General features: G+C 48.1%; 20 protein-coding genes, 14 tRNA genes and 2 rRNA genes (1 of these 36 only partly in view). 4 read left to right on the forward strand and 32 right to left on the reverse strand.

The annotated features are described in order from the left end of the window. Positions 1-46: 46 nt before the first annotated feature. From F3H97_RS11840 to F3H97_RS11850, 3 genes are all read right to left on the reverse strand, one after another. Positions 47-1,822, reverse strand: a complete 1,776-nt coding sequence (locus tag F3H97_RS11840; RefSeq protein WP_196431495.1) for an SLC13 family permease — start codon at positions 1,820-1,822, stop codon at positions 47-49. Between the two features lie 128 nt (positions 1,823-1,950). After that, positions 1,951-2,322, reverse strand: a complete 372-nt coding sequence (locus F3H97_RS11845; protein WP_015880924.1) for a YlbF family regulator — start codon at positions 2,320-2,322, stop codon at positions 1,951-1,953. A 37-nt stretch (positions 2,323-2,359) separates the two neighbouring features. Next, entirely contained in the window at positions 2,360-3,451 is a 1,092-nt protein-coding gene (locus F3H97_RS11850; protein WP_196431872.1) for a DUF445 domain-containing protein, read from the reverse strand. A gap of 69 nt (positions 3,452-3,520) precedes the next feature. Here F3H97_RS11850 and F3H97_RS11855 point away from each other — a divergent pair, with 69 nt between their 5' ends. Together F3H97_RS11855 and F3H97_RS11860 are read left to right on the forward strand one after the other, a co-directional pair. Further along, positions 3,521-4,372 (forward strand): PucR family transcriptional regulator, encoded by an 852-nt coding sequence (locus F3H97_RS11855; RefSeq protein WP_260563767.1) that lies wholly within the window; start codon positions 3,521-3,523, stop codon positions 4,370-4,372. 104 nt (positions 4,373-4,476) lie between these two features. Continuing rightward, positions 4,477-5,574, forward strand: coding sequence for an ABC transporter ATP-binding protein (locus F3H97_RS11860; protein ID WP_159563604.1), 1,098 nt, complete (start codon positions 4,477-4,479; stop codon positions 5,572-5,574). 42 nt (positions 5,575-5,616) lie between these two features. Here F3H97_RS11860 and F3H97_RS11865 read toward each other — a convergent pair whose 3' ends face one another. From F3H97_RS11865 to F3H97_RS11875, 3 genes are all read right to left on the reverse strand, one after another. Then, complete coding sequence (locus tag F3H97_RS11865; protein ID WP_074037683.1) at positions 5,617-6,267, reverse strand: amino acid ABC transporter permease; 651 nt, start codon at positions 6,265-6,267, stop codon at positions 5,617-5,619. Continuing rightward, positions 6,264-7,022, reverse strand: coding sequence for a transporter substrate-binding domain-containing protein (locus F3H97_RS11870; RefSeq protein WP_196431497.1), 759 nt, complete (start codon positions 7,020-7,022; stop codon positions 6,264-6,266). The genes F3H97_RS11865 and F3H97_RS11870 overlap by 4 nt, the downstream gene beginning before the upstream one ends. Before the next feature lie 126 nt (positions 7,023-7,148). Then, positions 7,149-8,876 (reverse strand): phospho-sugar mutase, encoded by a 1,728-nt coding sequence (locus F3H97_RS11875; RefSeq protein ID WP_196431498.1) that lies wholly within the window; start codon positions 8,874-8,876, stop codon positions 7,149-7,151. A gap of 100 nt (positions 8,877-8,976) precedes the next feature. Between F3H97_RS11875 and F3H97_RS11880 the strand changes: the two genes are divergently transcribed. After that, entirely contained in the window at positions 8,977-9,792 is an 816-nt protein-coding gene (locus F3H97_RS11880) for a sulfurtransferase (RefSeq protein ID WP_078146404.1), read from the forward strand. 13 nt (positions 9,793-9,805) lie between these two features. On the opposite strand, the gene F3H97_RS11885 is transcribed toward F3H97_RS11880, so the two are convergent. The 4 genes from F3H97_RS11885 to F3H97_RS11900 are packed head-to-tail and all read right to left on the reverse strand — an operon-like array spanning position 9,806 to position 15,994. Continuing rightward, positions 9,806-12,238, reverse strand: coding sequence for a glycogen/starch/alpha-glucan phosphorylase (locus F3H97_RS11885; RefSeq protein ID WP_196431499.1), 2,433 nt, complete (start codon positions 12,236-12,238; stop codon positions 9,806-9,808). A gap of 22 nt (positions 12,239-12,260) precedes the next feature. After that, positions 12,261-13,694 (reverse strand): glycogen synthase GlgA, encoded by a 1,434-nt coding sequence (glgA, locus tag F3H97_RS11890; protein ID WP_196431500.1) that lies wholly within the window; start codon positions 13,692-13,694, stop codon positions 12,261-12,263. A gap of 10 nt (positions 13,695-13,704) precedes the next feature. Beyond that, the gene (gene glgD / locus F3H97_RS11895; protein WP_236548973.1) at positions 13,705-14,907 is read right to left on the reverse strand and encodes a glucose-1-phosphate adenylyltransferase subunit GlgD; all 1,203 of its coding nucleotides are present in this window, start codon (positions 14,905-14,907) and stop codon (positions 13,705-13,707) included. Continuing rightward, the gene (locus tag F3H97_RS11900; RefSeq protein ID WP_015880913.1) at positions 14,840-15,994 is read right to left on the reverse strand and encodes a glucose-1-phosphate adenylyltransferase; all 1,155 of its coding nucleotides are present in this window, start codon (positions 15,992-15,994) and stop codon (positions 14,840-14,842) included. Before F3H97_RS11900 ends, glgD begins: the two co-directional genes overlap by 68 nt. Before the next feature lie 155 nt (positions 15,995-16,149). Between F3H97_RS11900 and F3H97_RS11905 the strand changes: the two genes are divergently transcribed. After that, on the forward strand, positions 16,150-17,940 hold the full coding sequence (locus tag F3H97_RS11905) for a transglycosylase domain-containing protein (protein WP_196431501.1): 1,791 nt from the start codon (positions 16,150-16,152) through the stop codon (positions 17,938-17,940). Between the two features lie 40 nt (positions 17,941-17,980). On the opposite strand, the gene F3H97_RS11910 is transcribed toward F3H97_RS11905, so the two are convergent. The 22 genes from F3H97_RS11910 to F3H97_RS12015 all read right to left on the reverse strand — a co-directional run. After that, positions 17,981-18,856 carry a hypothetical protein gene (locus F3H97_RS11910; protein WP_196431502.1) on the reverse strand — a complete coding sequence of 292 codons (876 nt, stop codon included), beginning with the start codon at positions 18,854-18,856 and terminating at the stop codon, positions 17,981-17,983. Further along, complete coding sequence (locus F3H97_RS11915) at positions 18,853-19,410, reverse strand: DUF5366 family protein (protein WP_015880910.1); 558 nt, start codon at positions 19,408-19,410, stop codon at positions 18,853-18,855. The genes F3H97_RS11910 and F3H97_RS11915 overlap by 4 nt, the downstream gene beginning before the upstream one ends. Before the next feature lie 227 nt (positions 19,411-19,637). Then, a complete protein-coding gene (trmL, locus tag F3H97_RS11920) occupies positions 19,638-20,111 on the reverse strand; it encodes a tRNA (uridine(34)/cytosine(34)/5-carboxymethylaminomethyluridine(34)-2'-O)-methyltransferase TrmL (RefSeq protein WP_015880908.1) in 474 nt (157 codons plus the stop codon). 12 nt (positions 20,112-20,123) lie between these two features. Beyond that, on the reverse strand, positions 20,124-20,564 hold the full coding sequence (locus tag F3H97_RS11925; RefSeq protein WP_196431503.1) for a methylated-DNA--[protein]-cysteine S-methyltransferase: 441 nt from the start codon (positions 20,562-20,564) through the stop codon (positions 20,124-20,126). Further along, on the reverse strand, positions 20,545-21,693 hold the full coding sequence (gene queG, locus F3H97_RS11930; RefSeq protein WP_078146397.1) for a tRNA epoxyqueuosine(34) reductase QueG: 1,149 nt from the start codon (positions 21,691-21,693) through the stop codon (positions 20,545-20,547). The genes F3H97_RS11925 and queG overlap by 20 nt, the downstream gene beginning before the upstream one ends. A gap of 67 nt (positions 21,694-21,760) precedes the next feature. Then, positions 21,761-21,831, reverse strand: a tRNA-Gly gene (locus F3H97_RS11935). Positions 21,832-21,962: 131 nt separating this feature from the next. Then, positions 21,963-23,021 (reverse strand): DUF2332 domain-containing protein, encoded by a 1,059-nt coding sequence (locus tag F3H97_RS11940; RefSeq protein WP_370568582.1) that lies wholly within the window; start codon positions 23,019-23,021, stop codon positions 21,963-21,965. 105 nt (positions 23,022-23,126) lie between these two features. Next, positions 23,127-23,207, reverse strand: a tRNA-Leu gene (locus tag F3H97_RS11945). A 9-nt stretch (positions 23,208-23,216) separates the two neighbouring features. Then, positions 23,217-23,290, reverse strand: a tRNA-Cys gene (locus F3H97_RS11950). A gap of 9 nt (positions 23,291-23,299) precedes the next feature. Then, positions 23,300-23,374, reverse strand: a tRNA-Gly gene (locus F3H97_RS11955). Between the two features lie 4 nt (positions 23,375-23,378). Continuing rightward, positions 23,379-23,453 (reverse strand) — tRNA-Gln (locus F3H97_RS11960). A 7-nt stretch (positions 23,454-23,460) separates the two neighbouring features. Next, a tRNA-His gene (locus F3H97_RS11965) sits at positions 23,461-23,536 on the reverse strand. Positions 23,537-23,553: 17 nt separating this feature from the next. Beyond that, positions 23,554-23,624: transfer RNA gene (locus tag F3H97_RS11970), tRNA-Trp, on the reverse strand. Positions 23,625-23,627: 3 nt separating this feature from the next. Then, a tRNA-Tyr gene (locus F3H97_RS11975) sits at positions 23,628-23,711 on the reverse strand. A 5-nt stretch (positions 23,712-23,716) separates the two neighbouring features. Beyond that, positions 23,717-23,792 (reverse strand) — tRNA-Phe (locus F3H97_RS11980). A gap of 31 nt (positions 23,793-23,823) precedes the next feature. Next, positions 23,824-23,899, reverse strand: a tRNA-Asp gene (locus F3H97_RS11985). 8 nt (positions 23,900-23,907) lie between these two features. Beyond that, positions 23,908-23,981, reverse strand: a tRNA-Met gene (locus tag F3H97_RS11990). A gap of 16 nt (positions 23,982-23,997) precedes the next feature. Continuing rightward, positions 23,998-24,072: transfer RNA gene (locus tag F3H97_RS11995), tRNA-Glu, on the reverse strand. An 18-nt stretch (positions 24,073-24,090) separates the two neighbouring features. After that, positions 24,091-24,181 (reverse strand) — tRNA-Ser (locus F3H97_RS12000). 11 nt (positions 24,182-24,192) lie between these two features. Next, positions 24,193-24,267 (reverse strand) — tRNA-Asn (locus F3H97_RS12005). A gap of 8 nt (positions 24,268-24,275) precedes the next feature. Next, positions 24,276-24,392 (reverse strand): 5S ribosomal RNA (gene rrf, locus F3H97_RS12010). A gap of 96 nt (positions 24,393-24,488) precedes the next feature. After that, positions 24,489-26,108 (reverse strand): 23S ribosomal RNA (locus tag F3H97_RS12015); it runs 1,294 nt beyond the window's last position.

A 26,108-nucleotide genomic window follows, 5' to 3' on the forward strand; every position in this document is an offset into this window, starting at 1 on the left:
ATTTGCTGATACGTCTATTTTCGATACTCGTCCCCAAACCTCCTATTCAAAATGGGAAGAGGATGAGAATCATCAAAATTCCTACGATTCCCGTGATGAGTTGTAACGGCACACCGACTTTGATAAAATCCATGAACCGATAGTTGCCGATACTAAAGACCATCGCATTTGTCGGAGATCCGAACGGGGTCATAAAAGCGAGTGATGCCGAGATGGCGACCGCAACGACGAATGGAACCGGACTGACAGTCATCGATTCGGCGAGTGCAATCGCTAAGGGGACAAACAAAATAGCGGTCGCTGTATTCGAGATGATTTGACTAAGGAGCATGGTCGAGACGAATAAGACGACGAGTACCCATATAGGACCAAAGTCGGCAAACGTCCTTTCAATCCATTCAACGACCCATCCCATGATTCCCGCCTTTTCAAGCGCCGTTCCTACCGGGATCATGGCCGCAATCAAGACGAGCGAGGACCATTGAATAGATTGATAGGCGACGTCCATCTGTCGGACGGCCCCACTCAACACCATCGCTAGCGCAGCCATCCATACGGCAACGGTCGGATCGACCCATTCGAATATGAACATGAGCAACAACATGAGCATGATGATGCCTGCTGCAAGCTGATGACGCCCCGATACGACTCGATTGGCTACCTCGGTCACCCGTTCATTTGATAACAGGTCATGTGTCTCTCTTTCCATCCGCTCTAAATCATCCCATGTCCCCTGTACCATCAACATGTCTCCTTGCTTCAACGGGGTGTCTGTCAATCGCACGTGTGCGATCTCTTCTTGTGGTCGGATGACTTTTAAGACATTGACATGAAATTGATTACGTAACTGACTCTCACCGATACGCTTCCCGATTAATCGACTCACCCCTGGGACCGTGAACAGGAGAACCCCTCCGGTTTGATCATCTACACGGGTGGCCTCAATCGGTTCAAATGGTATCTGTTCTTTTTCAGAAAAGTTCCGAACGTGCCGTTCCTCACCGCTGACAAGTAATTCCCCCGCACGTAGTACGGTGTCTGCATGAGCCGTCTCATGATGGTGCCGTCCATGAACTCGTTCCTTCAAGACTATAACCCCTTCATGAGACCATGAAAGGTCACGTAACTGTTTCCCAATTAACGGATGACTCTTTGCAATCGACATCACATAGACGTTTGGACGCAATGGCTCACTTATCTCCGTCTTCAACCACAGTTTCGCCCCTTCTTGATGGAGTAAGCGATTCCCGATTAGACGGAAATAGATCAATCCAATCACCATCACGACCAGACCAATTGGAAACAATGAAAAGAATCCGAGCGGTTCATCCACGAGGCCGCGGAGTGCTTCTGCCGCAACGAGATTGGGAGGTGTCCCAATCAGTGTCATCGTTCCACCGATGCTTGAAAAAAAGGCGAGTGGCATGAGATAAGAATCCATAGATTGTTGGATTTTTCGTGCCATTACCATCACAACAGGAATGAGCAAAGCGACGGTCCCCGTATTGGACATGACACTCGACAAGAGCGTCACCGTCAACATAAACAGATAGAATAAACGCGTCGCATTCCCTCCCGCGTATGGAACAAGCAAAGAAGCCAACCGTTCCGCCAGACCAGAATGAAACAATCCCGCTCCGACCACGAACAGTCCAGCAATCATCAAGACGACCGGATTGGAGAAACCAGCCATCGCCTCACCTGGGGTCAATTGTTGTGTGAGCACGAGGCAAACAAGTCCAATCAATGCCACTAAATCCGCCCGTAACCATCCTGCTATGAAAAAGAAAATCATCCCTAAAAGGATTATCACCGTGATCATGCTGATTCACCCTTTCGCTATTGTCACAATTTCATTATAACCCACTTTATGTAAGCGCTTACTTAAAGCGTGTGACAATCTCATCAACAAAAAAACGGATGGCTCTAAAGCCATCCGCACATCATTTGTTATTGAACTTCGTTTTCGTTCACCATCGGGGCATAAAGCTCCTCGAGTGGTTTCATGATGATTTTCGTCACTTCTGTAACGAGTTGGTGCATGCGTTGCTCTTCTTGCATGAGCTCCATGATCAATTCGTTCTGTTGAACGTTCATCATTTTCGTTTGCGCATCCATCATTTCCTGCTCAGAGATTTCCTCTCCTTGCATCTGCTTTTGTTGAAGCGTCATTTGGATGTTACGGAAGTCAGCGAACAACTGGTTCGCTTCCGCATCCGCATTGACACGATCGTATAAAGAAGAGAGTGTTGTGAACTCTTCAGAATCGCGAAGTGCTTTCTCCAATTGGTAAGCTTGGTCGTACAAGTTTGTTTGTGACATGTAACGTCCTCCTAAATGCTATTAGGGCATAGAGCCATCACAAGATGGCAATCAACCCTTGAATCAACCCAATCATACCACCTAACAGAGCACCAAGCCATGTTATTGCCCGAAACTCTCGTTTCGAAATCGATAAGACGATCTCTTCAAGGTACGACGTGTCGAGTGATTGGACCTGCTCTTGCACAATCTTATCAATCTTTAATCGGTCCATAATCGTCTCCATTTGGTTCGTGAAGCGCTCAATGACAAGCGTGACACCTTGTGGAACAAGTTCGTCGACAACGCGGGATTCGACGGACTGTGTATACGACGATATCGGACGATCCAATAATTGTCCGATTGGCAAACGAGATACGACTTGGTCTGTGATGCCATCGATGAGTCGTGCTTCAAGTCGATCATCGATCAGTGTATCGACCGTCTTCTCACTGAATCGCTCAAATTCACGCGTAATCATCGTCGTCATTCCGTCACGGGTCGATTGACCACGTAAGATGTTGACGATTTCTGGCCGAACCATCTCGACAAAGTTCATGTTTTGAATGAACCCTGCGATAAATCCGAGACGACGCTGGACGAACGAGTCAACCATGTGACGAAGTTGCGCCTCACCTTCAGGAGAATAGAAATATTCCTCTGATTTGACGAGAAGCGCCTCCACGATTTCAGGAATGACCACTCGTACACGGTCCATCCCTTCTTCTCCAAGTAACTCAAACAGCTTTCGTTCTTTCACTTCAGCCATGACGTTCGATAGCTCGTCACGTAGTTTGTCATCTGCTAGCGTGAGGAATCGTGCCTCTGCGTTCGGATAGAGGGGTTCCAATAGCTCGCGAACCGTCTTATCCGAGCGTAACATCGTCTGAACCTCTTGTTGCGCAAAGTGCGTAATATGCGTCGTCACTTGGTCATCTAGCAATCGCTTCCGCATACCCTCTGGTGTCAATAAATGTTTGACGACCGTCTTCCCTAAACTAGATGCCAGTTCATCTCGACGTTTCGGAATAAGTCCTGGTGTAAAAGGAATCCGGAATGAACCGATGTATTTCGGTTCGTGTGGTCGGAACAACATCTTGATGGCGAGAAAGTTGGTCACGCCCCCGATGGTCGCCCCGATCAATATCATGAGTAAAATCTTTAATAACCCGTCCAAACTGCAAGCCTCCGATCTGAAATATGATACATTGTTGTTGAGGTGATAGTATTGAATACGTTTGATCGTATTAAATCGATTTTTCCGACTGCTGTCCATCGGTCGGAAGATGCATCTGGTGACCTTGATTGGTTCGAGACGCAAGATGGTACCCTATTCGGACTCCCCGCGTTCGAACTGAGCGAACGCGAACAAAAGCTGTTGGCGCTGTGGGCGACGCCAATCCTTCAATCTGATCCCCATCAGCGAAAATGGCAAGCAACCCTTCAAGATGAGACGTTTCGTTTTGAGCAACCGTTTCGGCTCATCTCTCTTTCTCTCCAAGAAGCGGAAGAAGAAGCGTTCGAATCCTTCGTTAGTATCGTCCGTGACTTTATGCCGCATGCCGAGGTCATCTTGATGTCGACACGACATATCGAGCTGATTGAACAAAATCCATTCGTCGATCTTCAGGAGTTTGAGGACGTATTGCGCGCCATTGCGAGTGACTGTTTCATCGAGGCGCATGCGATCTATAGCGAACGTCCGCAAGGCTCGCTCGTCCATGTGTATCGTCAACATCAATTACTCATGCCATACGCACGTATGTCTACTAAAACTTACCCTGCTAGTCAATTATTATACCATTATTTACTACAACAGCAGGACTTAAAAGAGCGGATGTATATCACTGCCCCGTTAATGCAAATGCTCGATTTATCGACAATCGAATTATTAGAGGCGTTGTTTCGTCACTCGTTGAATGTCTCGCATACCGCCAAAGCACTGTTCATGCATCGAAACACGCTAAATTATCGGCTCGATCGTCTATTTGAGACGACGGGTTACGATGCTCGAACGTTCTATGACGCTAGCCTCCTTCAACTCATGGTCATGTTGCACAAATCCGATTAACGGTTTTTGTGCAACTTGTCCATATTCAATGCAAGCGGTTTCATCATATAATCGTTCTTGTAAGCGCTATTATATACACATAGATTCTTTAGGAGGCTAACGACATGGCAGAAATTCGTTTAGAACACATTGATAAAATTTACGATGGTGGCGTAAAAGCCGTCAGCGATTTCAACTTACACATCAAAGACCGTGAGTTCATCGTCTTCGTCGGACCGTCTGGTTGCGGAAAATCGACAACACTTCGTATGATCGCAGGACTTGAAGAGATTTCAAACGGAGACTTTATCATTGACGGGAAACGAATGAACGATGTCGCTCCTAAAGATCGTGATATCGCCATGGTCTTCCAAAACTACGCACTTTATCCGCACATGAGCGTCTACGACAACATGGCGTTCGGGTTGAAGCTCCGTAAGTTCCCAAAAGACGAGATCGATCGTCGCGTAAAAGACGCTGCCCGCATTCTCGGCTTGGAAGAATACCTCGAGCGTAAACCAAAAGCGCTCTCAGGTGGACAACGTCAGCGTGTTGCCATTGGTCGTGCGATTGTCCGTGACGCAAAAGTCTTCTTGATGGATGAGCCACTCTCAAACTTGGATGCGAAACTCCGTGTACAAATGCGTAAAGAGATCATCCAATTGCACAACCGCTTGGATACAACGACGATTTACGTTACCCATGACCAAACGGAAGCGATGACACTCGCTACACGGATCGTCATCTTGAAAGACGGAATCATTCAACAAGTCGGTTCGCCGAAAGAAGTATATGATCATCCAGATAACATCTTCGTCGCCGGCTTCATCGGTTCACCATCGATGAACTTCTTCCGCGGTACACTCGCAGAAGGCAAATTCATCACGAACGGTGAAGAAGTCAACGTACCAGAAGGAAAAATGAAGACGCTTCGTGATCGTGGCTATGTCGGAAAAGAGCTCGTCCTCGGAATTCGTCCGGAATCAATCCACGATGAGCCAATCTACATCGACTCACCAACGACACACACGTTCAAAGCGCACATCGATGTCGCTGAGCTCATGGGTTCTGAGTCTTACCTCTACGCTGAACTCGGTGGACAACAGTTCACAGCCCGCGTTGACGGTCGCTCGAACATCCACATGGGTGACGATGTTGAACTCGCACTCGATATGACAAAAGCACACTTCTTCGACGGAGAGACAGAACAAGTCATCCGTTAAGGTATACAAAAAACCTCGATTCGTCTGAATCGAGGTTTTTTCTTATCGAATCGCGTAACGCCGTTCGAGTTTGTGTTGACCGGCTTGGATCAAGGTCGATAAAATCCAGTAGATCGACGCCGAGAACAAGAGCAACGGCATGACTAAATACGTCGTGGCCGCAATTTGGTCAGACACGTACGTTAACTCCTGAACCGCGATGACCGAACCGAGTGACGTTGACTTGATGATGTCGATGACCGAGTTCGAGACAGGTGGGATGGCACGTGAGAGCGCCTGCGGGAAAATGATGTCTTTGAAGCGTTTCATTTTCGGAATACCGAGCGCGACACTCGCCTCCACTTGTCCTTTGTCGACCGAGTTGATGGCTGCTCGGAAAGCCTCTGAGATATAGGCAGCGAAGTGGAAGCCTAATCCAAAGATGAGCGCCTGCATCCCACTGAGTTGAACGAACCCGGTGAGCCCGACATACAAGATCAGCAACTGAAGTAAGAGCGGTGTTCCACGGAAGAACGAAATGTACGTCCGTGTGAACAACCGTACGATTTTAATCGGACTACTATGAAGTAAAGCGATGATCAGACCGAGCGCCAAGGCGAGAAGAATCGACAGGACACTGGCGATCAACGTGAGCTGGACGGCTTCAAGATAGACCGAGCGGTTATCTATGACGGTCGTGATCAGTTCATTCATTGACTGATATCCTCACCGAAGTACTTCTCACCGATTTCTTTCATCGTGCCGTCTTCTTTCATCTCTGCGAGCGCATCGTTCAACTTGTCTAGCACGTCGCTATCTTGACGTGTCATGAATCCAGCTTCACTTGTATTGAAGATGTCACCGACTGCTTTGACGTCATAGCCTGTTTTTTCGAGTTCCGTCAAGATGAAGAGACGGTCGTTGAGGGCCGCGTCCAAACGACCCACTTCGAGGTCTTGAAGGACTTGGTTCGCCCCTTTATAAAACTTGACTTCAGCGCCAGCTTCTTCAGCCATTTGCGCATAGACCGAACCTTGTGTCGATCCGACTACTTTTCCATCGAGGTCGTCAATGCCTTGGATTTCATTGTTGTCTGAACCGACGATGACTTGAGCTCCTGACACAGCGTACGGGTCAGAGAACGCATATTTCTCTTCGCGCTCAGGCGTGATGCTCATTTGGTTAGCAATCATATCGATACGCTCAGCATCGAGTGCTGGGACAAGTCCTTTGAAGTCCATTGCTTCGTATTCCACTTTGTAACCGGCACGTTCTGCCGCTTCGTTCAAGACGTCGATATCATATCCCATCAATTCACCTTTTTCTTTGTACGTGAATGGTGGGTATGTCGCCTCTGTTCCGACCGTGATGACCGCTTCGTCCGCTCCACTGTCTGTTTCGTTACCGCAAGCTGCAAGAAGCCCGACTGAAGCTCCGATTGCGAGTACGCTCGTTAATGTCTTTTTCATAATGATTCCGCCTTTCCTATAATCCTTATATGATTACACGGTTTTAAACAATATCCTCATCATACTGGCGCGATGTCTTCATGTCAAACAAAAAACATCACCCTATTTCTAGAGTGATGTTCCTCATCAATCAATCGCTTTCGCTTGTTTCATAACATCCGCTTCAATCGCTTCACGTTTTGCAGTCGTCTTCTCGGCACGATCCGCATGCACACTGAAATAAAACTTGATTTTCGGCTCGGTTCCAGATGGGCGAAGACAGAACCACGAACCGTCCGCAAAGACGAATTTCAAGACGTTTGATGATGGCAATTCAATCGTTTCCGATTTACCGGACTGTAAGTCGGTCGCCACTTGTTTCTTATAGTCTTCGAAACGAACGACTTCATATCCACCGACTTCTTTTGGCGGATTGGCACGGAACGCTTCCATCATCCGTCCGATTTGCTCGAGACCAGCTTTTCCTTTTAACGTCATCGACTGCAAGGACTCTTCGTAGAATCCATACTTCTCGTAAATCGACTGTAACGCATCATAAAGCGTCCGACCGTGCTGTTTATGATAAGCTGCCATCTCGGCTGCGAGTAAACAAGCCTGAACGGCATCTTTATCACGACAGAAGTCTCCAATCAAATAGCCGTAGCTTTCTTCATACCCAAAGAGGAATTCATATTCGCCTGATTCTTCATATTGTTTGATCTTCTCACCGATGAACTTGAATCCAGTCAACGTGTTTTCGAGATGTACGCCGTACGCTTTTGCAATCGCAGCACCGAGTTCAGACGTGACGATTGTCTTGGCGACAAATCCATTCGAAGGTAACGTACCTGTCTCACTCTTTTGCGACAGGATGTATTCCATTAATAGCGCACCCGTTTGGTTACCGGTCAAGACGAACCATTCCCCGTCCCGTCCGCGCACGGTTAAGCCAACACGGTCTGCATCCGGGTCCGTCGCCATGAGCAAATCAGCCTCGACCCGGTCCCCGTATTCCATCGCTAATTTAAATGCAGCCTTTTCTTCCGGGTTCGGATAACTGACCGTCGGGAACGCACCGTCTGGCTCTGCCTGCTCTTCTACGATGGTCACGTGCTCAAATCCATACGCCTTCAGCCCTTCCATGACCGGACGGCGTCCCGTCCCATGGAGTGGTGAATAGACAATCCGAAGCGGGCTGTCCTGTATGTCATGATGAATCCGAATCGACTGGAGCGCCTCCATATAGGCTTCATCGACTGATGAGTCAACTGTGAGGAGTAGCCCCGTTTGTCGGAGCGCCGCTTCATCTTCAATCTGAATTTTCAGCTCGTCTTCAATCGCATTGACGTACGTCACGAGTTCATCCGCTTCCGCTGGTGGAAGCTGTCCTCCGTCTGCCCCATATACCTTGAATCCGTTATATTCCGGTGGGTTGTGGCTCGCCGTGATCACGATGCCACCGAACGCATTTAAATGACGAACGGCAAACGACAGTTCAGGTGTGGCTCGCAAACTTGGGAACAAATACGTCTTGATTCCGTTTGACGCCAATGTCCGCGCCGCTTCTAATGCAAACTCAGGCGAAAAATGACGTGAGTCATGGGCGATGACGACGCCGTGACGTTTCGCCTCTTCCCCTGATGCTGAGATAAAATCAGCAAATCCTTGTGACGCTTTTCGAATCGTATAGACGTTCATCCGGTTCGCACCTGGTCCGATTTCTCCACGCATCCCGCCTGTTCCAAACTCGAGCGTCTTATAAAATGCATCTTCTAATGTGGTTTCATTTTTTGCGAGTTCTTCAAGTTCCGCACGTAAATGCGGCTCGAGCCCTTCGAATTGATTCCAACGGTCATACGTTTGTTGCCATGTCATGATTCATTCCCCTTTCACCCTCAAAAAATTCAATCGAAGTACTCGCCAATTGCTTCCATCTTGTATACGATGAGAGTAACGAAACCTCGAGGTGATATTAATGTTTCCAACAATGCGTGCCCAAGAATTAAAACAAATCGTGCATACGAACTCGATTCGTTTCATCGATTGCCGATATTCGCTAAACGACGCGTCCTATGGTAAATATGTCTACCGAAAGGGACATCTTCCGAACGCTGTCTTTCTCGATTTGATGGAAGACTTGTCCGGTCCGCTCGGCGAACACGGCGGACGGCATCCGCTCCCTTCGAAAGAAGCATGGACGGCAACACTTCGTCGCATCGGCTTGAAAAAAGAAGATTTGGTCATCATTTACGATGACGGCTTCCCATTCGCAGCCCGTGCATGGTGGCTCTTCAAATGGGCCGGTCACGAACGGGTCGTTGTGTTAGAAGGCGGTATCCAATCTGGCATCACTTATTGCGGTGAGACCACTACGGACGTTCCACACTATCCGACAAGCGACTATACGCCAGACTTCCAAGACCATATGATTGCGACACTCGATGAAGTGAAAGCTGCTGCGAGCGGCTCACTCTATGATTCACGAACTGAAGATCGCTTCAACGGGTCACATGAACCAATCGACTCAAAAGCAGGTCATATTCCGAACGCATTGCTCTGCTCCTATGCCGAGGCCATCACAGAACTCGGGACGTTAGAAGACTTCCACGACTTAAAAGAACTGTATAAAGATGTTCTTCCCGTTGAGAACCCCATCTTTTACTGTGGTAGCGGTGTGACCGCCTGCGTCAATATTTTGGCGCTTCACGCTCTCGGAAAAGATGATGTCCGACTCTATCCGGGATCCTATTCCGATTGGATCAGCTATCCAGAAAACGAGGTCCACCCCTAAGGGTGGATCCTTTTTATTTTACGCTCGTCGGTTTGATATTCCAGACCGCGTTTGCGTATTCCGTGATGGTACGGTCACTCGAGAAGATTCCTGACTTCGCCGTATTGACGATTGAGCTTTCAGCCCAACGTGATTGGTCACTGAACACCTCATCGACTCGTCGCTGTGCCCGCATATACGAGACAAAGTCTTTCAAGACGAGGAAGTCATCGTTATAGACGAGGAGAGAATCGAAGATGGATTGGAATTGATATTCGCCCACTTTATCGAACGTTCCGTTGACAAGACCATCGACCACATCTTTGATTTCCTGATGTGCGTGATACATCTCTGCCGCATGATAGCCTCCGAACTTCTTATAGTTCATGACTTCTTGCGGAGATAATCCAAAGATAAAGATGTGATCATCACCGACGGCGTCACGAATTTCGATATTGGCCCCGTCTAACGTTCCAATCGTCAAGGCTCCGTTCATCATGAATTTCATGTTTCCGGTACCGGATGCTTCATAGCTCGCAGTCGAGATTTGTTCGCTCAAGTCAGACCCTGGGAAAATCCGTTCGGCCATGGAGACACGATAGTTTTCAAGGAAGATGACTTTAATGAATTGACTCGCCCGCTTGTCCTTATTGATGAGCGTGGCAAGGGCATTGATATAGCGAATGATCTCTTTCGCATAGTAGTATCCCGGTGCCGCCTTGGCGCCAAAGATAAACGTGCGAGGCACCATCGTAAACGTCGGGTCCGCTTGAATCTTCAAGTAAAGCGCATGGATGTGAAGGGCATTCAGCAATTGTCGCTTATAGGCGTGCAAGCGTTTGACTTGTACGTCAAAGATGGAATGAGGGTCCACTGTCTCTCCCGTTTCTTCTTGAATGTATGCCGCTAAGTCCAATTTGTTTTGTTGCTTCACGTCCATGACTTTTTCTTGGAAGCTCCGGTCTTTCGAAACATCCATCAACTTTTCCAAGTCGTTCGGATGTTCGATCCATGACGGGCCGATTGCTTCCGTAATGGCGTCGGATAATCCCGGGTTCGACTTCAAGAGCCAGCGACGGTGTGTGATCCCGTTCGTCTTGTTGTTGAAGCGAAGCGGGAACATCTCATATAAGTAACGCATCTCGCGCTGTTTTAAAATATCCGTATGAATTTGCGCTACGCCGTTCGTTGAATGAGAACCGACGACAGCGAGATTGGCCATATTGATCTGTTCGTTTGACACAATTGCAATCTCTCCCATATGGGATTCGAGATGCGGATAGTTGACGAGTACGTCTCGACAGAAACGTCGATTGATTTCTTCGATGATTTGATACACGCGCGGCAGGAGGCGTTGGTACATCTCGACCGGCCATTTCTCAAGCGCTTCTGCGAGCAGCGTATGGTTCGTGAACGACATGACGCTCTTCGTAATCCGCCACGCCTCGTCCCAACCGTATCCATGCTCATCCATCAAGATGCGCATCAATTCAGGAATTGCGACGACCGGATGCGTATCATTGATATGAATCGCGTAATGGTCGCCTAACTGCTTAAGTGATTTATTTCGCTTCAAATAGGAAACAAGCATCGATTGAATGCCTGCAGATACAAAAAAGTATTGTTGTTTCAAACGTAATACTTTTCCTTCATACGTCGTATCATCTGGATACAAGAATTCCGAAATTGTAGCAATCGACTGTTTATGTTTCAACAAGTCTTTATACGTCCCTTTCGTCTTCTCTAAATACGCCTCGTCGTCAAGTGGTGATTCGGCGTTCCAAAGACGTAACGTATTCACGACATCATTCTTATAACCGATAATCGGCATATCATACGGAACGGCAAGAACAACCTCGTCTGGATGATGGACGACACGCAATCGATCTCCGATTTGTTTCATCTCAATCCAGCCACCGAAATTAATCTCGACCGCTTTATCCTGACGTCTCGTTTCCCACATGTTCCCGTCACGGAGCCAGTTATCCGGCAGCTCGACTTGATAGCCGTCTACAATTTTCTGTTTGAAGAGTCCATAACGATAGCGGATCCCGTTTCCATGCCCAGGTAAACTGAGTGCAGCCAACGAATCGAGGAAGCAGGCGGCCAGGCGCCCGAGCCCTCCATTCCCAAGACCCGGCTCTGGTTCCAACTCGGTAATGTCTGTGAAGTCGTATCCGAGATCTTGCAGTCCGTCTCTAACGAGCTCCAATACGTCTAAACTGAGCAAGTTGTTGTATAAGAAGCGACCTAATAAAAATTCTAGCGAGAAATAGATGATTTGCTTACTGTGTTTTTCTTCTTGACGGTCGCGCGTGTGAATCCATTTGGGCATGGCCTGCTCGCGTACCATCGTTGCCAATGTTTGATACACTTCCTGCTCTGTCCCATCCTCGATCGACTTCCCGTTCAATGCGATGAACCGTTCTTTAAATGCGTCGACAAAGCTTTGTTTATCTGTGAACATAAATCAAGTTAGCTCCTTCCACTCATGCGAATAAATGATATAACTCACGATATTGCTTGGCGGATTGTTTCCAGCTATAGTCCGCGGTCATCGCTTGATGGACGAGGGCATGCCAGTTTTCTTTTTCATAGAAGACACGAATCGCTTTTTCAATCGTCGCCAACATCTCATGAGCATTGTAGTTCATGAATCCAAAACCGGTCCCTTCTTGCGTGAACTCGTTGTACGGCTTCACGGTATCCCGGAGTCCACCTGTCTCACGTACGATCGGCAAGGTGCCATATCGCATGGAGATCAATTGACTGAGACCACAAGGCTCAAAACGTGACGGCATTAAAAAGGCATCCGATCCCGCATAAATCAAGTGTGCGAGTTCGATGTCAAAACCGATATATGACCCGACTTTCCCCGGGTGAGCGGCTGTCATCTCGTGAACGATTCCTTCATATTCCGGTTGTCCCGAACCGAGGAACGCGAACTGGCAAGGGAGCTGTCCAAGTTCTTCACGGACACCGTTAATTAAATCGAGCCCCTTTTGGTCAACGAGTCGGCTGACAAAACCGATGAGCATGACATCGTCACGTACTTCAAGCCCAAGTCGCTCTTGTAACGCCCGTTTGTTGACAACTTTTCCTTGTTTATAGGTGTCTAGATTGTACGTCTCTGCGATTCGCTGATCCGTACTCGGATCGTTTGTCGCCAAATCAATCCCGTTTAAAATGCCACGCACGTCGACTGCCCGATGACGCAACGCCCCGTCTAACCCTTCACCGTAATAGGGTTCCATGATTTCGTCGCGATACGATGGGCTGACGGTCGTGATTTGATCGGAATGGACGATGCCGGCTTTCATGTAATTGACGAGACCGTTATGTTGAATTCCTTCGGCCGTGAAATGTTCAGGACCGAACTGTAGCAATTCTCCAAGAATCTCTTCTGGGAAAATCCCCTGGTATTGTAGGTTATGGATGGTATACACGGTGCGAATGCGTTGATACGCTTCAATATGTTGATAATGGATTCGTAAGAAGGCCGGTAAAATACCTGTCTGCCAGTCATGACAATGCAGGACATCGGGTACGTCTTCCATCTTACCAATCATTTCGAGTACAGCGCGAGAGAAGAAGGCGAATCGTTCAGCATCATCAAAGTGTCCATATAAGACACCGTCACGTTTAAAGTAATACTCGTTGTCGATGAAGTAATACGTGATGCCGTCCCGCTCTAACTTCAAGACTGCCCCGAACTGTTTGCGCCACCCGACCGGAACAATCAGGTCGAATAAATACTCCATCTCGTCCACATACTCTTCAGCGATCGAGCCATATTTCGGCATGACAACACTGACTTCTTCTCCTAGGCCCGCCACCGCTTGAGGGAGCGAACCGACAACGTCGGCCAGCCCCCCCGTTTTGATGAACGGTGCCGCTTCTGAAGCAACATACCAAATTTTCATAAAATCCTCCTCATACCACTGTTCGTTTCGCGATGACAATCGGTTCGTCGATTGTGCCTCGGATGACCTGTCCTCGTTTTACAACAACTTCTTTATCCAAAATCGCGTTTTCAACGACAGCTCCTTCTTCAATGATCGATTTTGATGAAATGATTGAGTTTTTCACGCGTGCGTGTTTACTGACTTCAACACCACGGAAGAGAATGCTATTTTGCACCTCTCCATGAATCTTACACCCATTTGCCACGAGCGCCTCGTTTACTTTTGATCCCTTCAAATAGCGAGTCGGTGGCTCATGTTTGATTTTCGTATAAATATGAGGGAAGTCATAAATAATGCCTTCGCCACGAAGTAATCGCATGCTTTCGTTATAGTAAGAAAGTACCGAATGAATGACCTGCATTTTTCCGACATAATGGTACCCGTGCACGTGTAAACGATGGAGCTGAGGACGAATGACACCGTCCAACAAGTCATATTCGCCTTTAGAGGTCGCTTCATCAACGAGGCGCATAAAGAGATTCTTCGACATAATGATCGTTTCCGTATATGTGTACTCATCATCCGGTGAGAAGCCTCGCTCAGAGATGCCGACGACGCGGTCATTCTCCCCAAGGCGAATCGGACGGCAGTAGCCACATTTCTGTTCATGCGTCGTATAGGCAAGCGTGATGTCCGCGCCCATTGATTTGTGATGTGCGAGCATGTCGGTATAATCGATTGTCGTCAAAACGTTCGAACCTGTGATGACCACATACGGCTGTTTGCTGCGAATGAAGTGTTCACGGTGCATCGAGAAGTTGGCCAAGTCGCCAAGATACGCTTCCCCGTCCGGTTTCAACGCTGGTGGGAAGATGTGGAGACCTCCTTGCGAACGGTCCAAATCCCACTCTTTCCCTGAGCCGAGATGATCCATCAATGAGCGATACTTGTCTAACGTAAAGATCCCGACTTGATTAATATTTTGTGTGATCATATTCGTCAAGGTGAAGTCTATCAGGCGATAGCGTCCTGAGAATGGGACTGATGCCAGATTACGATGTCCAGTAAATTCCGGAAACAGACCTTGTTCCGTTCCTAAGTTAATGACCCCTAATAAATCATTCGTCAACAGTAACGCCTCCTTGCGTGTCTCTTTACTCGTATCAAACTCTTTGTTTGAAGACGGTTCCACTTTCAATGTTTTCGTGTGGTTCAATAACAACGATTTCACCACCCGGCTCACCTACTGTCGCGCCGTCTTCAATGACTGCACAGCTAGCGACAATGGCTCTGTGAATTGTTACATCCTTCCCGATTCTAGCTCCTGGCATGATCACCGAGTCTTTAACGAGCGAACCTTCTCCAACACGAACGTCGTAAAATAGCACTGAATGTTGGACTTCGCCTTCGATATGACACCCTTCGTTAATTACAGACTGTTCGACACAAGCGTCTTTTCCAATATACTGAGGAGTCTGGTTCGGGTTGACCGAATAGATTTTCCACTCCGGGTCATATAAATCGAATGGAGGCTCTTCTTCCAAGAGGTCCATATTCGCTTCCCAAAGAGACTGGATCGTACCGACGTCTTTCCAATAGCCTTTGAATTTATAAGCGAAGACGTCGAGTCCTTGAAGAAGCGTGTTCGGAATGATATTCTTCCCGAAGTCAAAGCTAGACGTTTCGTCTTCAGCATCTTTAATCAAATGTTCGCGTAAGACGCTCCAGTTGAAGATGTAAATCCCCATCGAAGCCAAGTTGCTCTTCGGTTCTTCTGGTTTTTCTTCGAACTCATTGATGCGGAGGTCATCCGCTGTGTTCAAAATGCCGAAACGCGGCGCTTCGTCCCACGGCACTTCCATGACAGAGATGGTCACATCGGCTTGTTTTTCTTTATGGGCTTCGAGCATTTTCTCGTAGTCCATTTTATAGATGTGGTCTCCCGAAAGAATCAACACATAATCTGGATCGTAATCATCGATATAGCTCAAGTTACGATAGATTGCATTGGCCGTCCCCTCGTACCAGTTTTTCCCCGACTGTGCTTGGTAAGGTGGGAGGATGGCTAACCCCCCGTTGCGACGATCTAAATCCCATGCCGTCCCGATTCCTAAGTAACGATTCAATTCAAGTGGCTCATATTGCGTTAATACCCCGACTGTTGTAATTCCCGAGTTCGTGCAGTTTGACAATGGGAAATCGATAATGCGGTACTTTCCACCGAAATTCACGGCCGGTTTCGCCGTCTTTCGCGTGAGAGGCCCCAATCGTTTTCCTTCTCCTCCTGCAAGGAGCATCGCAACCATTTCTTGCTTCATAAATAATAAGCCTCCTCAAAATCGTAATATACAACCTCTTTTACCCTTTTTCGCCCTTTCCTAAAGTATTCCTTCTCGAATTATTATATGATAACGTTTACATTTTTATTTTTTTGTAAATTGGACGATATAATGTATAGAGAGAGGTGAAATAGATGAGAGCTTGGATTGGAACCTTATTTTTTGCTGGACTTTTGGCCGCTTCCTTGTCACTTGCCACTGCATTGAAAGAAGAGATTGATCAGGCAGATGAAATTCTATCTTGGGGACAAGAGCTGGTATCGGCACAACCACTCTCGTCAATGCATGCCGTCACACTCGCATACAACGGTGGAGAACAGCAAATCTACTTGACGGGCCGCAGAAATGACGTGTCTCCGAAAGCGTTGCCCGAACATATCCAAGATGCGATTACGACCATCGAAGACCGTAAGTTCAATGCCCATCCCGGTTATGATTTGAGCGGGATTGCCCGAGCATTTATCAATAACGCGAACGAGACATCTGTCCAAGGTGGGAGTACAATCACGCAACAGTTGGCACGGAACGTGTATCTCACACATGAACGGACTTATGAACGAAAAGTGAAAGAGTTATTGCTTGCTCGAGCACTAGAAAAAAATTATAGCAAGAAAGAAATTTTAACAGCTTATAGCAACGTTATTTTTTTTGGACATAATGTATATGGGATTCAATCGGCAGCCGATACATACTTTTCACGACCGCTCGACGATCTGAATTGGAATCAACTCGCTTACTTGTTGACAGTACCGAATAATCCGTCACTTTATGATCCCCTCAATCCATCTGACGCTTTTTTTGAGCGTAAGGACCGAATCTTGACGCAACTGTTTGAAGCGGGTGTTCTCTCGAAGAGTGCTTACGATCAGTATCATGGCGTCAAGCTACAAGCATCGTTTCGCAGTCAAACGATTCAATACCCGGACTATATGGATACAGCCGTCCGTGAAGCGATTCAATTGGTACGGACACGTTACGACTTAGATGATGCCGAGGCGAGAGAATATTTGTCCACGCATGAAGCGACGGTCGAGACTTACTTATCAACCGGGAAGCAGAAACAAGCAAAACAGGTGATGAGTCAACTCCCTCCCGGTGTGAACGGTGGCTATACGGAACTGACACCTCAAGGGAGAATCGTGGCCATGGTCGACTCTGAGATGACGCAGGTCGGTGAGTTCAACCGAGCGACCCAGGCGTACCGCCAACCAGGTTCCGCAATCAAACCGATCCTCGTTTTCGCCCCATTTATCGAAGAGACAGGAGCGAAACTTGACACGGTACTTGACGGTCGTCCGGCTTGTTACGGTTCTTATTGTCCCGGAAATAGTCACAACCGTGTGTTAGGCGATGTCTTATTGAAAGATGCGGTCGCTTTCTCGTATAACACACCTGCGCTCGCCGCCTTCTCAGCAATCGATCAGGAACGCGCGTATAAGACAGCTGATATGATGTTCAGTCAATGGGATGAACAGGATGAGAACTTAGCGAGTGCCCTTGGCGGTCTCACACAAGGGGTCTCCCCAAAAGAACTCGCCGCCGCCTATACCCCGTTCTTAAATAAAGGCGAGTATACATCCGGACATACAATCAAACAAATCACATTCAAGTCCGGTGAACCAACGTTGACCCCGATCTTAACGGAAGAGACAGTCTGGTCTCCAGAAACGATCAGTGAGATGAAAAAAGCGTTATCGACCGTCACCTCATACGGTACAGGTCGCTATGCGAATCAGCTGAAACGTGAGTTTGAGTATCTCGGAGGAAAGACCGGAACAACGAACGACAACAAAGATATGTGGTATGTCGGACTGACCGATCGCACCATCACCGCCATCTGGCTCGGTGCCGATACGCCTCGCCCATTCCCGGAACTCGCCAACCGTGCGTATCCGGCGATTGTCTGGACACAGGCACATCAATAAAAGGAGTCAGCCACTGAAAAGTGGACTGACTCCTTTTGCTTTATAATCGACGTTCGATTTGAAGTCGATATGCTCCCCAATGCTCCATTAACTCGTCGTGATTGATTAGTTTCCATGGATTAAAACGGACTTGTCCATGTTTATTGAAATAGAGTCCTTGTCGCACACAGTAACTCGCATGGACCAGCTGCCCTTGGTCGCTCCAAAACGTCAGGACGTCCTTCGGCCTTAGTGTATCATCCTCCACAGTTTCGTACCTACTTCGCTTTAATGTCTGAAGGAACGTCTCTGGATGAATCCATTGGTGAACGACCTGTTCGTTTCCCGTGACCGCAAATAACGTCGCCGCGAGACAGTTACTTCCATCCTGGATCGGAAACCGATTTGCATAATCCGCAATATGCGAAGCAATCGAGTCATCACCGGGTTCCCCTTCCCAACGATCCCACTCCTTCGCATAGTCGAGCAGAAGAGAATGACGCATCTCGATGTCGAGCTCATTCCAATTTTGCGGATGCAAAACGATGACACACGCGCCATCCTTCTCTATAATCATCTCATTCGATAGACGTTTCATCTGCTCGACTGATATTGGCAAAACAAGACCACGATGGGTCGTCACTTGAAATTCCAATAAACGTGTTTTGACGTGCTCCTGTAACTCCTTCAAAAAGCTAGAGAACGCATGGATGACATAAGTCACGTCTTGACCCATCTGCCACGTCACATACGGATTCGTGATGTCGGGTCTGCGGTAAAGCGGATGATTGAAAAACTCCTGCCTCGGAATCACGAGACAGGAACTCGGTATATCCTCAAGAAACGAAGAATCAATCCAATACAAGGTTTCCTCCGGGACAAATGATAGACACCACGCTTCGATCACATCAGAGGTTGGTCCAAAAGAATGTTTCATAAGATGATATCTCCGACAGAGTTAAACAAGCGAAGGACCGACCAACCTAACCCGCTGATCAACGTCGCCCACATGACGGCCTGCATAAGTAATAAGCCGATGGCACGTGGGACGGACATCGATTGGCTTACTTGCCAGACATAGTAAAAGAGATACATCAAGAGCGTGCCAACGAGCACGGCGATGACGGCGAGCAATGTGTTCAAAAAGAGAAAGCTGATTCCGGACCCGATGAGAAAGATGATGGCACCAGGTTTGAGCCGATGAAGCGACGTGCCATTTGTCTCTCGCGCAAAAAAGGCGAAACCGAGTTGATTGAACGTATCGGCTACCAATTTGAATGCGCTAAACAACATAAAGAAAATCGTAAAGAATACGACGAGCACGAGCACTTTCGTCTCTTGCACGGATAACAGTTCGATAATTTCACTATATACGCCAATTTGATTCAGCCATTGGATTACGTACTCGGAGGTCGCAATCGCAAGTGACATCGAAAACAAAATAATTCCGATGAGTGGGGCATAGCTCAGTAAGTACACATTCGTTTTCATGTTCCTTCTCCAATTTCACAGTAATTTCTTATATTCAGTGCAATTCACCTACCAAGTATATTATACTATTTATAGTTATGGAGAATAAAAGGGGGATTTTTGGATGGGCCTATTATTGATGGTTGGAATCAGCGTCGTCTTCCTCGCAGCGATTTTGACAGCTGGATATAACCGTAAACCTGAGGGTAACGAATAAGAGCCAGGATTCTTACGAATCCGGCTCTTTTTTATTTCAATCCTGCATATCCCTGTTGGCGAAGCGCCTCATATACGATGATGGCTGCTGTATTCGATACGTTCAATGAACGAACGAGGTTCGATTGTGGTAGGCGGATGCAGCGATCCAAATTGTTCTCGATGACTTCCATCGGCAACCCTTTCGTCTCACGACCAAAGACGAAGAAGTAGTCACCGTCTACATCTGAAACGTCTAAATCACTCGGGTATTGTTCCCCGTACTTCGTAATATAAAAGAACTGACCATCCGGATGCTTCTCCCACAGCTCTTCTAACGAGTCATGATAGCGTACATCGACGAATTGCCAATAGTCGAGACCGGCACGCTTTAACATCTTATCATCCGTCGAGAATCCGAGCGGACGAATCAAATGTAGGACCGAGTTCGTCGCCGCACACGTACGTGAGACGTTCCCTGTATTTGCTGGTATTTCTGGTTGAAACATTACGACATGAATCGCCATGGTTGATTTCCCTCACTTTTTCATTTCAAATTCTAGAAGGCGTTGTTTCTCGGACAACCCTCCCGCAAAACCGACAAGCTTCCCACTACTTCCAATGACACGGTGACACGGAAATAGAATCGGCAATGGATTTCGATTGAGCGCCTGACCGACGGCGCGAACGGCTTTCGGCCGACCGATTTGTTCGGCAATTTGTTTATATGTGCGTGTCTCGCCATAAGGAATGGTCAAGAGCGCATCCCAGACCTCCTGTTGAAACGGTGTCCCGTTCATTTCGACGTAGGCACGATCTGCTTCATGGAATCCATTCTGCTCAACTCGCGTCATGAGATCTCGCAACCACTCAGGTGCTTCCTCTGTCGGTTCATGTGTTGTGAACTCTAATTCGGTCAACTTACCTGCTCCATTTATCTCGTACATTAGCGGTCCCCACTTAGACGACACGATCTTCATGTGCCCACTCCTCTCGATATATGCGAATCTCTTCATGAACCATATCAGACGTTTCATTCCGTTCAATCTCTTCAAATATCGAATCGGCATCAGGTCCAAGAATCGCACCGATTGCCCAAACAGCCGTCGCGCGCATATCTTCGCGTTCATCCTGTTTGATGAATTCCCTTAAGATTGGAATCGCTGAAGGTTCACGGTAGTGCGCGAGCGCTAAAATCGCATTTCGTTGAATCGGTTTCTTCCCGCGCCATGCGCCTGATAAATGTCCGAATTTTTGTTTGAACTCCCGATTGCTCAATGTCAGAAGAGGCTCTAAGAGCGGTTTGACAATCTCAGCTTCCGGTAACAATTCTTCATGGTGGCGCCAGTCCTTTTTGCGATTATATGGACAGACTTGCTGACACGTGTCACATCCATATAATCGACCACCAAGCTTCGACCGAAACTCTCGTGGCATCAACGTCTTCATCTGCGTGAGATAGGCGATACAGCGCTTCGCATCGAGGACCCCTGGTTCAACAAGGGCCGTCGTCGGACAAGCTGTCATACATTTATCGCAATCCCCACATCCGTCTTCAATTGCTTCATCCGGTGGTAAGTATACATCTAAAATCATTTCGCCCAAATAAAGATAGGATCCTTTCTCAGGAGAGATGATGGAACAGTTTTTCCCACTAAACCCAATCCCCGCACGTTCTGCGACAGCACGGTCGACGAGCTCACCCGTATCGACCATCGAACGCGTTCGCACGTTTGGAACCAATTCTTCAATGTACGCTTGAAGTTTGGCCAATCGATCGCCGACCGCCCGATGGTAATCGAGTCCCCACGAAGCACGAGCAAACAACCCTCGTCTCTCCCCGGCGACACTACGGGGCGCATCTTTTAATTTACTTGGATAGGCGATGGCGATCGCAATGATCGACTGTGCCTCTTCAAGCAGAAGTTCAGGATTTGTGCGTTTCTCTAAATCCGGTTCTTCGAATCCAGAGGCATATCCTTTCTCCTGTTGTCGAATGAGTCGTTGTTTCATGACGATGAACGGATCAGCTGTCGTCACTTTCAACTCATCAATCCCGATGGTTTCGGCATACGCTAAGATTTGTTGTTTTAATGTGTACGGGTCCATTCCGTTCACCTCCTCTATATATTTTCGCATACAAAAAATCTCTCCGCCACTCGGCAGAGAGATATGAAGCGGGTGAAGAGAATCGAACTCTCGTCATCAGCTTGGAAGGCTGAGGTTTTACCATTAAACTACACCCGCATGAAATATTGTTGTCGTTCAAGCGACTATAGTTAATATACACCTATACTATTAATCTGTCAACAAGTATTCGTAAGTTTTTCTAAAATCAATGAAATCAATATGTTAATATATCTTAATCATTCAAAAGATCATGGATGAAACAAAGAATCGAGTGGCGTCAGGATTTGAAATTGACGGCCGTGCCCCTCTGTTTCTGCAAACGTCAACGCTGTAAGTTGACCGTCCTGATACAAATCTACATGAAGGAAACGATCTTGGATATTGTTATAGATATGGAAGACGTCTCGTGTTTGTCCAATTCGCTCGACTTGCCTCAAAAGTTCTTCTTTGACGGGACGTGACATCTGATTTGCAACGTGTGTATGGAAGATACATAACGTCTCTGTCTCCGACACACGCGATACGAGATCTTGTAGCATCGTCACACCATCCCCTTCAATGAGCGTCACCATATTAAAATCGACTTCATTCATGGCAGCCTGAAGCAGTTGCCGTCGTGTCTCATGCTCAGGCCAGATTAACGCATTCAACCATGACCGCTCTGCTTGGTCTGTCAAATCCACAATGTTCAAATCGACACCAATACGCGTTCCGATGTCTAATAGCGTCTTAGCCTCGAGATGGAATGATTCGTTCGATTCGACTGTCGCTGAGATGTTTACTGATGAGATGCTTATCGGGTTGAATGGGACGCCATTATACTCATAAGCGTACTGGTCAACAAATAGTTGAAGCCCTGCACTCGTTCCGATTTCGAGCAGTCCGAGTGATCGCTTCTTCTGTTGTTGAATCTTCAAAAATCTCGGATACAAGTAGGCGCATCGTTGAACCTCGTTCGTTTGCACACGACGGGTCTTCAATCGATGACGGATCTCACTTTCGTATGTATGGCAAAAAGCTAAAAAAGAGGGAAATACATCTTCAGCTTGTTTTGGAAATTTTGTCACGCTAGGATAATAGGTGGCCAACTCACCAGCAGAGTGTTGAATTACCAGTTCATGAACAGCTGCAAACAATAGATTTGGAGCAGGTTGTCCCTTTGGTATGTCTTCACACAAAGATAAGAGCCATTCATGCTGGGCCACTTCTCTAGCCAGCACTTCGTATAAGCGACTAGATCCCACACATTCGTTGTCAGCAAATCGGATGAACTGCTTCGACTGCTCTGTATATTGAATATCACCCACCTCGTTTCTTCTTGTAAAAACATTCGAGCTGAACGAATGTCTTTCCTTCTCAATAAAGGATAGAGAACACAAAAAAGACCCTAACCTTAGTTAGAGTCATACGGATACCGGTGGTCGGAGTCGAACCGACACTCCAGAGGAACACGATTTTGAGTCGTGCGCGTCTACCAATTCCGCCACACCGGCATATTATGTTGGAGGCGCCAGTCGGAATCGAACCGACGATAGAGGAGTTGCAGTCCTCTGCCTTACCACTTGGCTATGGCGCCAAAAGTCATTGGAGCGGAAGACGGGATTCGAACCCGCGACCCCGACCTTGGCAAGGTCGTATTCTACCACTGAACTACTTCCGCAAAATGGCTGGGCTGGAAGGGATCGAACCTACGCATGTCGGAATCAAAATCCGATGCCTTACCACTTGGCTACAGCCCAATAATAATGGGGCGACTGAAGGGAATTGAACCCTCGAATGCCGGAATCACAATCCGGTGCGTTAACCACTTCGCCACAATCGCCATGATGAAATTAAAAACAGGGGCAGCAGGAATCGAACCCGCGCTGACGGTTTTGGAGACCGTAGTTCTACCGCTAAACTATGCCCCTAAGTGGTGGGGGGGGGCGGATTCGAACCGCCGAACCCGAGGGAGCGGATTTACAGTCCGCCGCGTTTAGCCACTTCGCTACCCCCCCACATATGGTGGCTTTGGACGGAATCGAACCGCCGACACAAGGATTTTCAGTCCTTTGCTCTACCAACTGAGCTACAAAGCCGTATGTAGTATGATTGATTTTAAAATAAAAATGGCGGTCTCGACGGGATTCGAACCCGCGATCTTCTGCGTGACAGGCAGACATGTTAACCCCTACACCACGAGACCGGACTTAATTGCGGGGGCCGGATTTGAACCGACGACCTTCGGGTTATGAGCCCGACGAGCTACCAGACTGCTCCACCCCGCGACGATATAAAATTAAATGGTGACCCGTACGGGATTCGAACCCGTGTTACCGCCGTGAAAGGGCGGTGTCTTAACCGCTTGACCAACGGGCCGTTACATATTTGAAAAACTGGCGGAGAGCAAGGGATTCGAACCCTTGAGACGGTTTTGCCGCCTACACGAATTCCAATCGTGCTCCTTCGGCCACTCGGACAGCTCTCCAAAAGAGAAAGTGGCTCCGCAAGTAGGATTTGAACCTACGACCTACCGGTTAACAGCCGGTTGCTCTACCACTGAGCTATTGCGGAACGATTTTGCCTGGCAACGTCCTATCCTCACAGGGGGAGATCCCCCAACTACTTTCGGCGCTGAGACGCTTAACTTCCGTGTTCGGCATGGGAACGGGTGTGGCCGTCTCGCTATCGCCACCAGACAAGTATTATATTAACATTATTTATTGATAATGTCAACATATTTTAGAGAGATTGTTCTCTCAAAACTGAGGATTCATCAACACAAACCATTAGACTAGATCAAAGCCTCGACCGATTAGTATCATTCAGCTCCACGTGTCGCCACGCTTCCACCCATGACCTATCTACCTCATCGTCTCTGAGGGGTCTTTCTTGATTGCTCAAAGGGAAATCTCATCTCGGAGGGGGCTTCATGCTTAGATGCTTTCAGCACTTATCCCGTCCGCACGTAGCTACCCAGCGGTGCTCCTGGCGGAACAACTGGTACACCAGCGGTGCGTCCATCCCGGTCCTCTCGTACTAAGGACAGCTCTCCTCAAATTTCCTGCGCCCACGACGGATAGGGACCGAACTGTCTCACGACGTTCTGAACCCAGCTCGCGTACCGCTTTAATGGGCGAACAGCCCAACCCTTGGGACCTACTCCAGCCCCAGGATGCGATGAGCCGACATCGAGGTGCCAAACCTCCCCGTCGATGTGGACTCTTGGGGGAGATCAGCCTGTTATCCCCAGGGTAGCTTTTATCCGTTGAGCGATGGCCCTTCCATGCGGAACCACCGGATCACTAAGCCCGACTTTCGTCCCTGCTCGACTTGTAGGTCTCGCAGTCAAGCTCCCTTCTGCCTTTGCACTCTTCGAATGATTTCCAACCATTCTGAGGGAACCTTTGGGCGCCTCCGTTACTGTTTAGGAGGCGACCGCCCCAGTCAAACTACCCGCCTGACACGGTCCTCCAGCCGGATCACGGCTGCGAGTTAGAGACTCTATACGCAAAGGGTGGTATCCCAAGGGTGTCTCCACCGAAGCTGGCGCTCCGGCTTCACAAACTCCCACCTATCCTGTACATCGCGTACAAAGCCTCAATATCAGGCTGTAGTAAAGCTCCATGGGGTCTTTCCGTCCTGTCGCGGGTAACCTGCATCTTCACAGGTACTATGATTTCACCGGGTCTCTCGTTGAGACAGTGCCCAAATCGTTACGCCTTTCGTGCGGGTCGGAACTTACCCGACAAGGAATTTCGCTACCTTAGGACCGTTATAGTTACGGCCGCCGTTTACTGGGGCTTCGGTTCAGTGCTTCTCTTGCGATGACACATCCCCTTAACCTTCCAGCACCGGGCAGGCGTCAGCCCCTATACTTCATCTTGCGATTTAGCAGAGACCTGTGTTTTTGCTAAACAGTCGTTTGGGCCTATTCACTGCGGCTTATGTTGCCATAAGCGTCCCTTCTCCCGAAGTTACGGGACCATTTTGCCGAGTTCCTTAACGAGAGTTATCCCGCGCGTCTTAGAATTCTCATCTCGCCTACCTGTGTCGGTTTGCGGTACTGGCGCCGACCTCCTCACTAGAGGCTTTTCTTGGCAGCGTGAAATCCGGTGCTTCGCCCTACGGGCTCCACGTCACAGCTCAACCTTGTATGCCGGGCGGATTTGCCAACCCGACGGCCTCGCTGCTTGTCCGTGCACTTCCAGTCGCACGGTCACCTTATCCTTCTGCGTCCCCCCATCGTTCAAACGGTGGTACGGCGGTACAGGAATATCGACCTGTTGTCCATCGCCTACGCCTTTCGGCCTCGGCTTAGGTCCAGACTAACCCTGAGCGGACGAGCCTTCCTCAGGAAACCTTAGGCTTTCGACGGAGGGGATTCTCACCCCTCTTTTCGCTACTCACACCGG

It is taken from the genome of Exiguobacterium sp. SRB7LM, assembly GCF_015712685.1.
GTDB lineage: Bacteria > Bacillota > Bacilli > Exiguobacteriales > Exiguobacteriaceae > Exiguobacterium > Exiguobacterium profundum.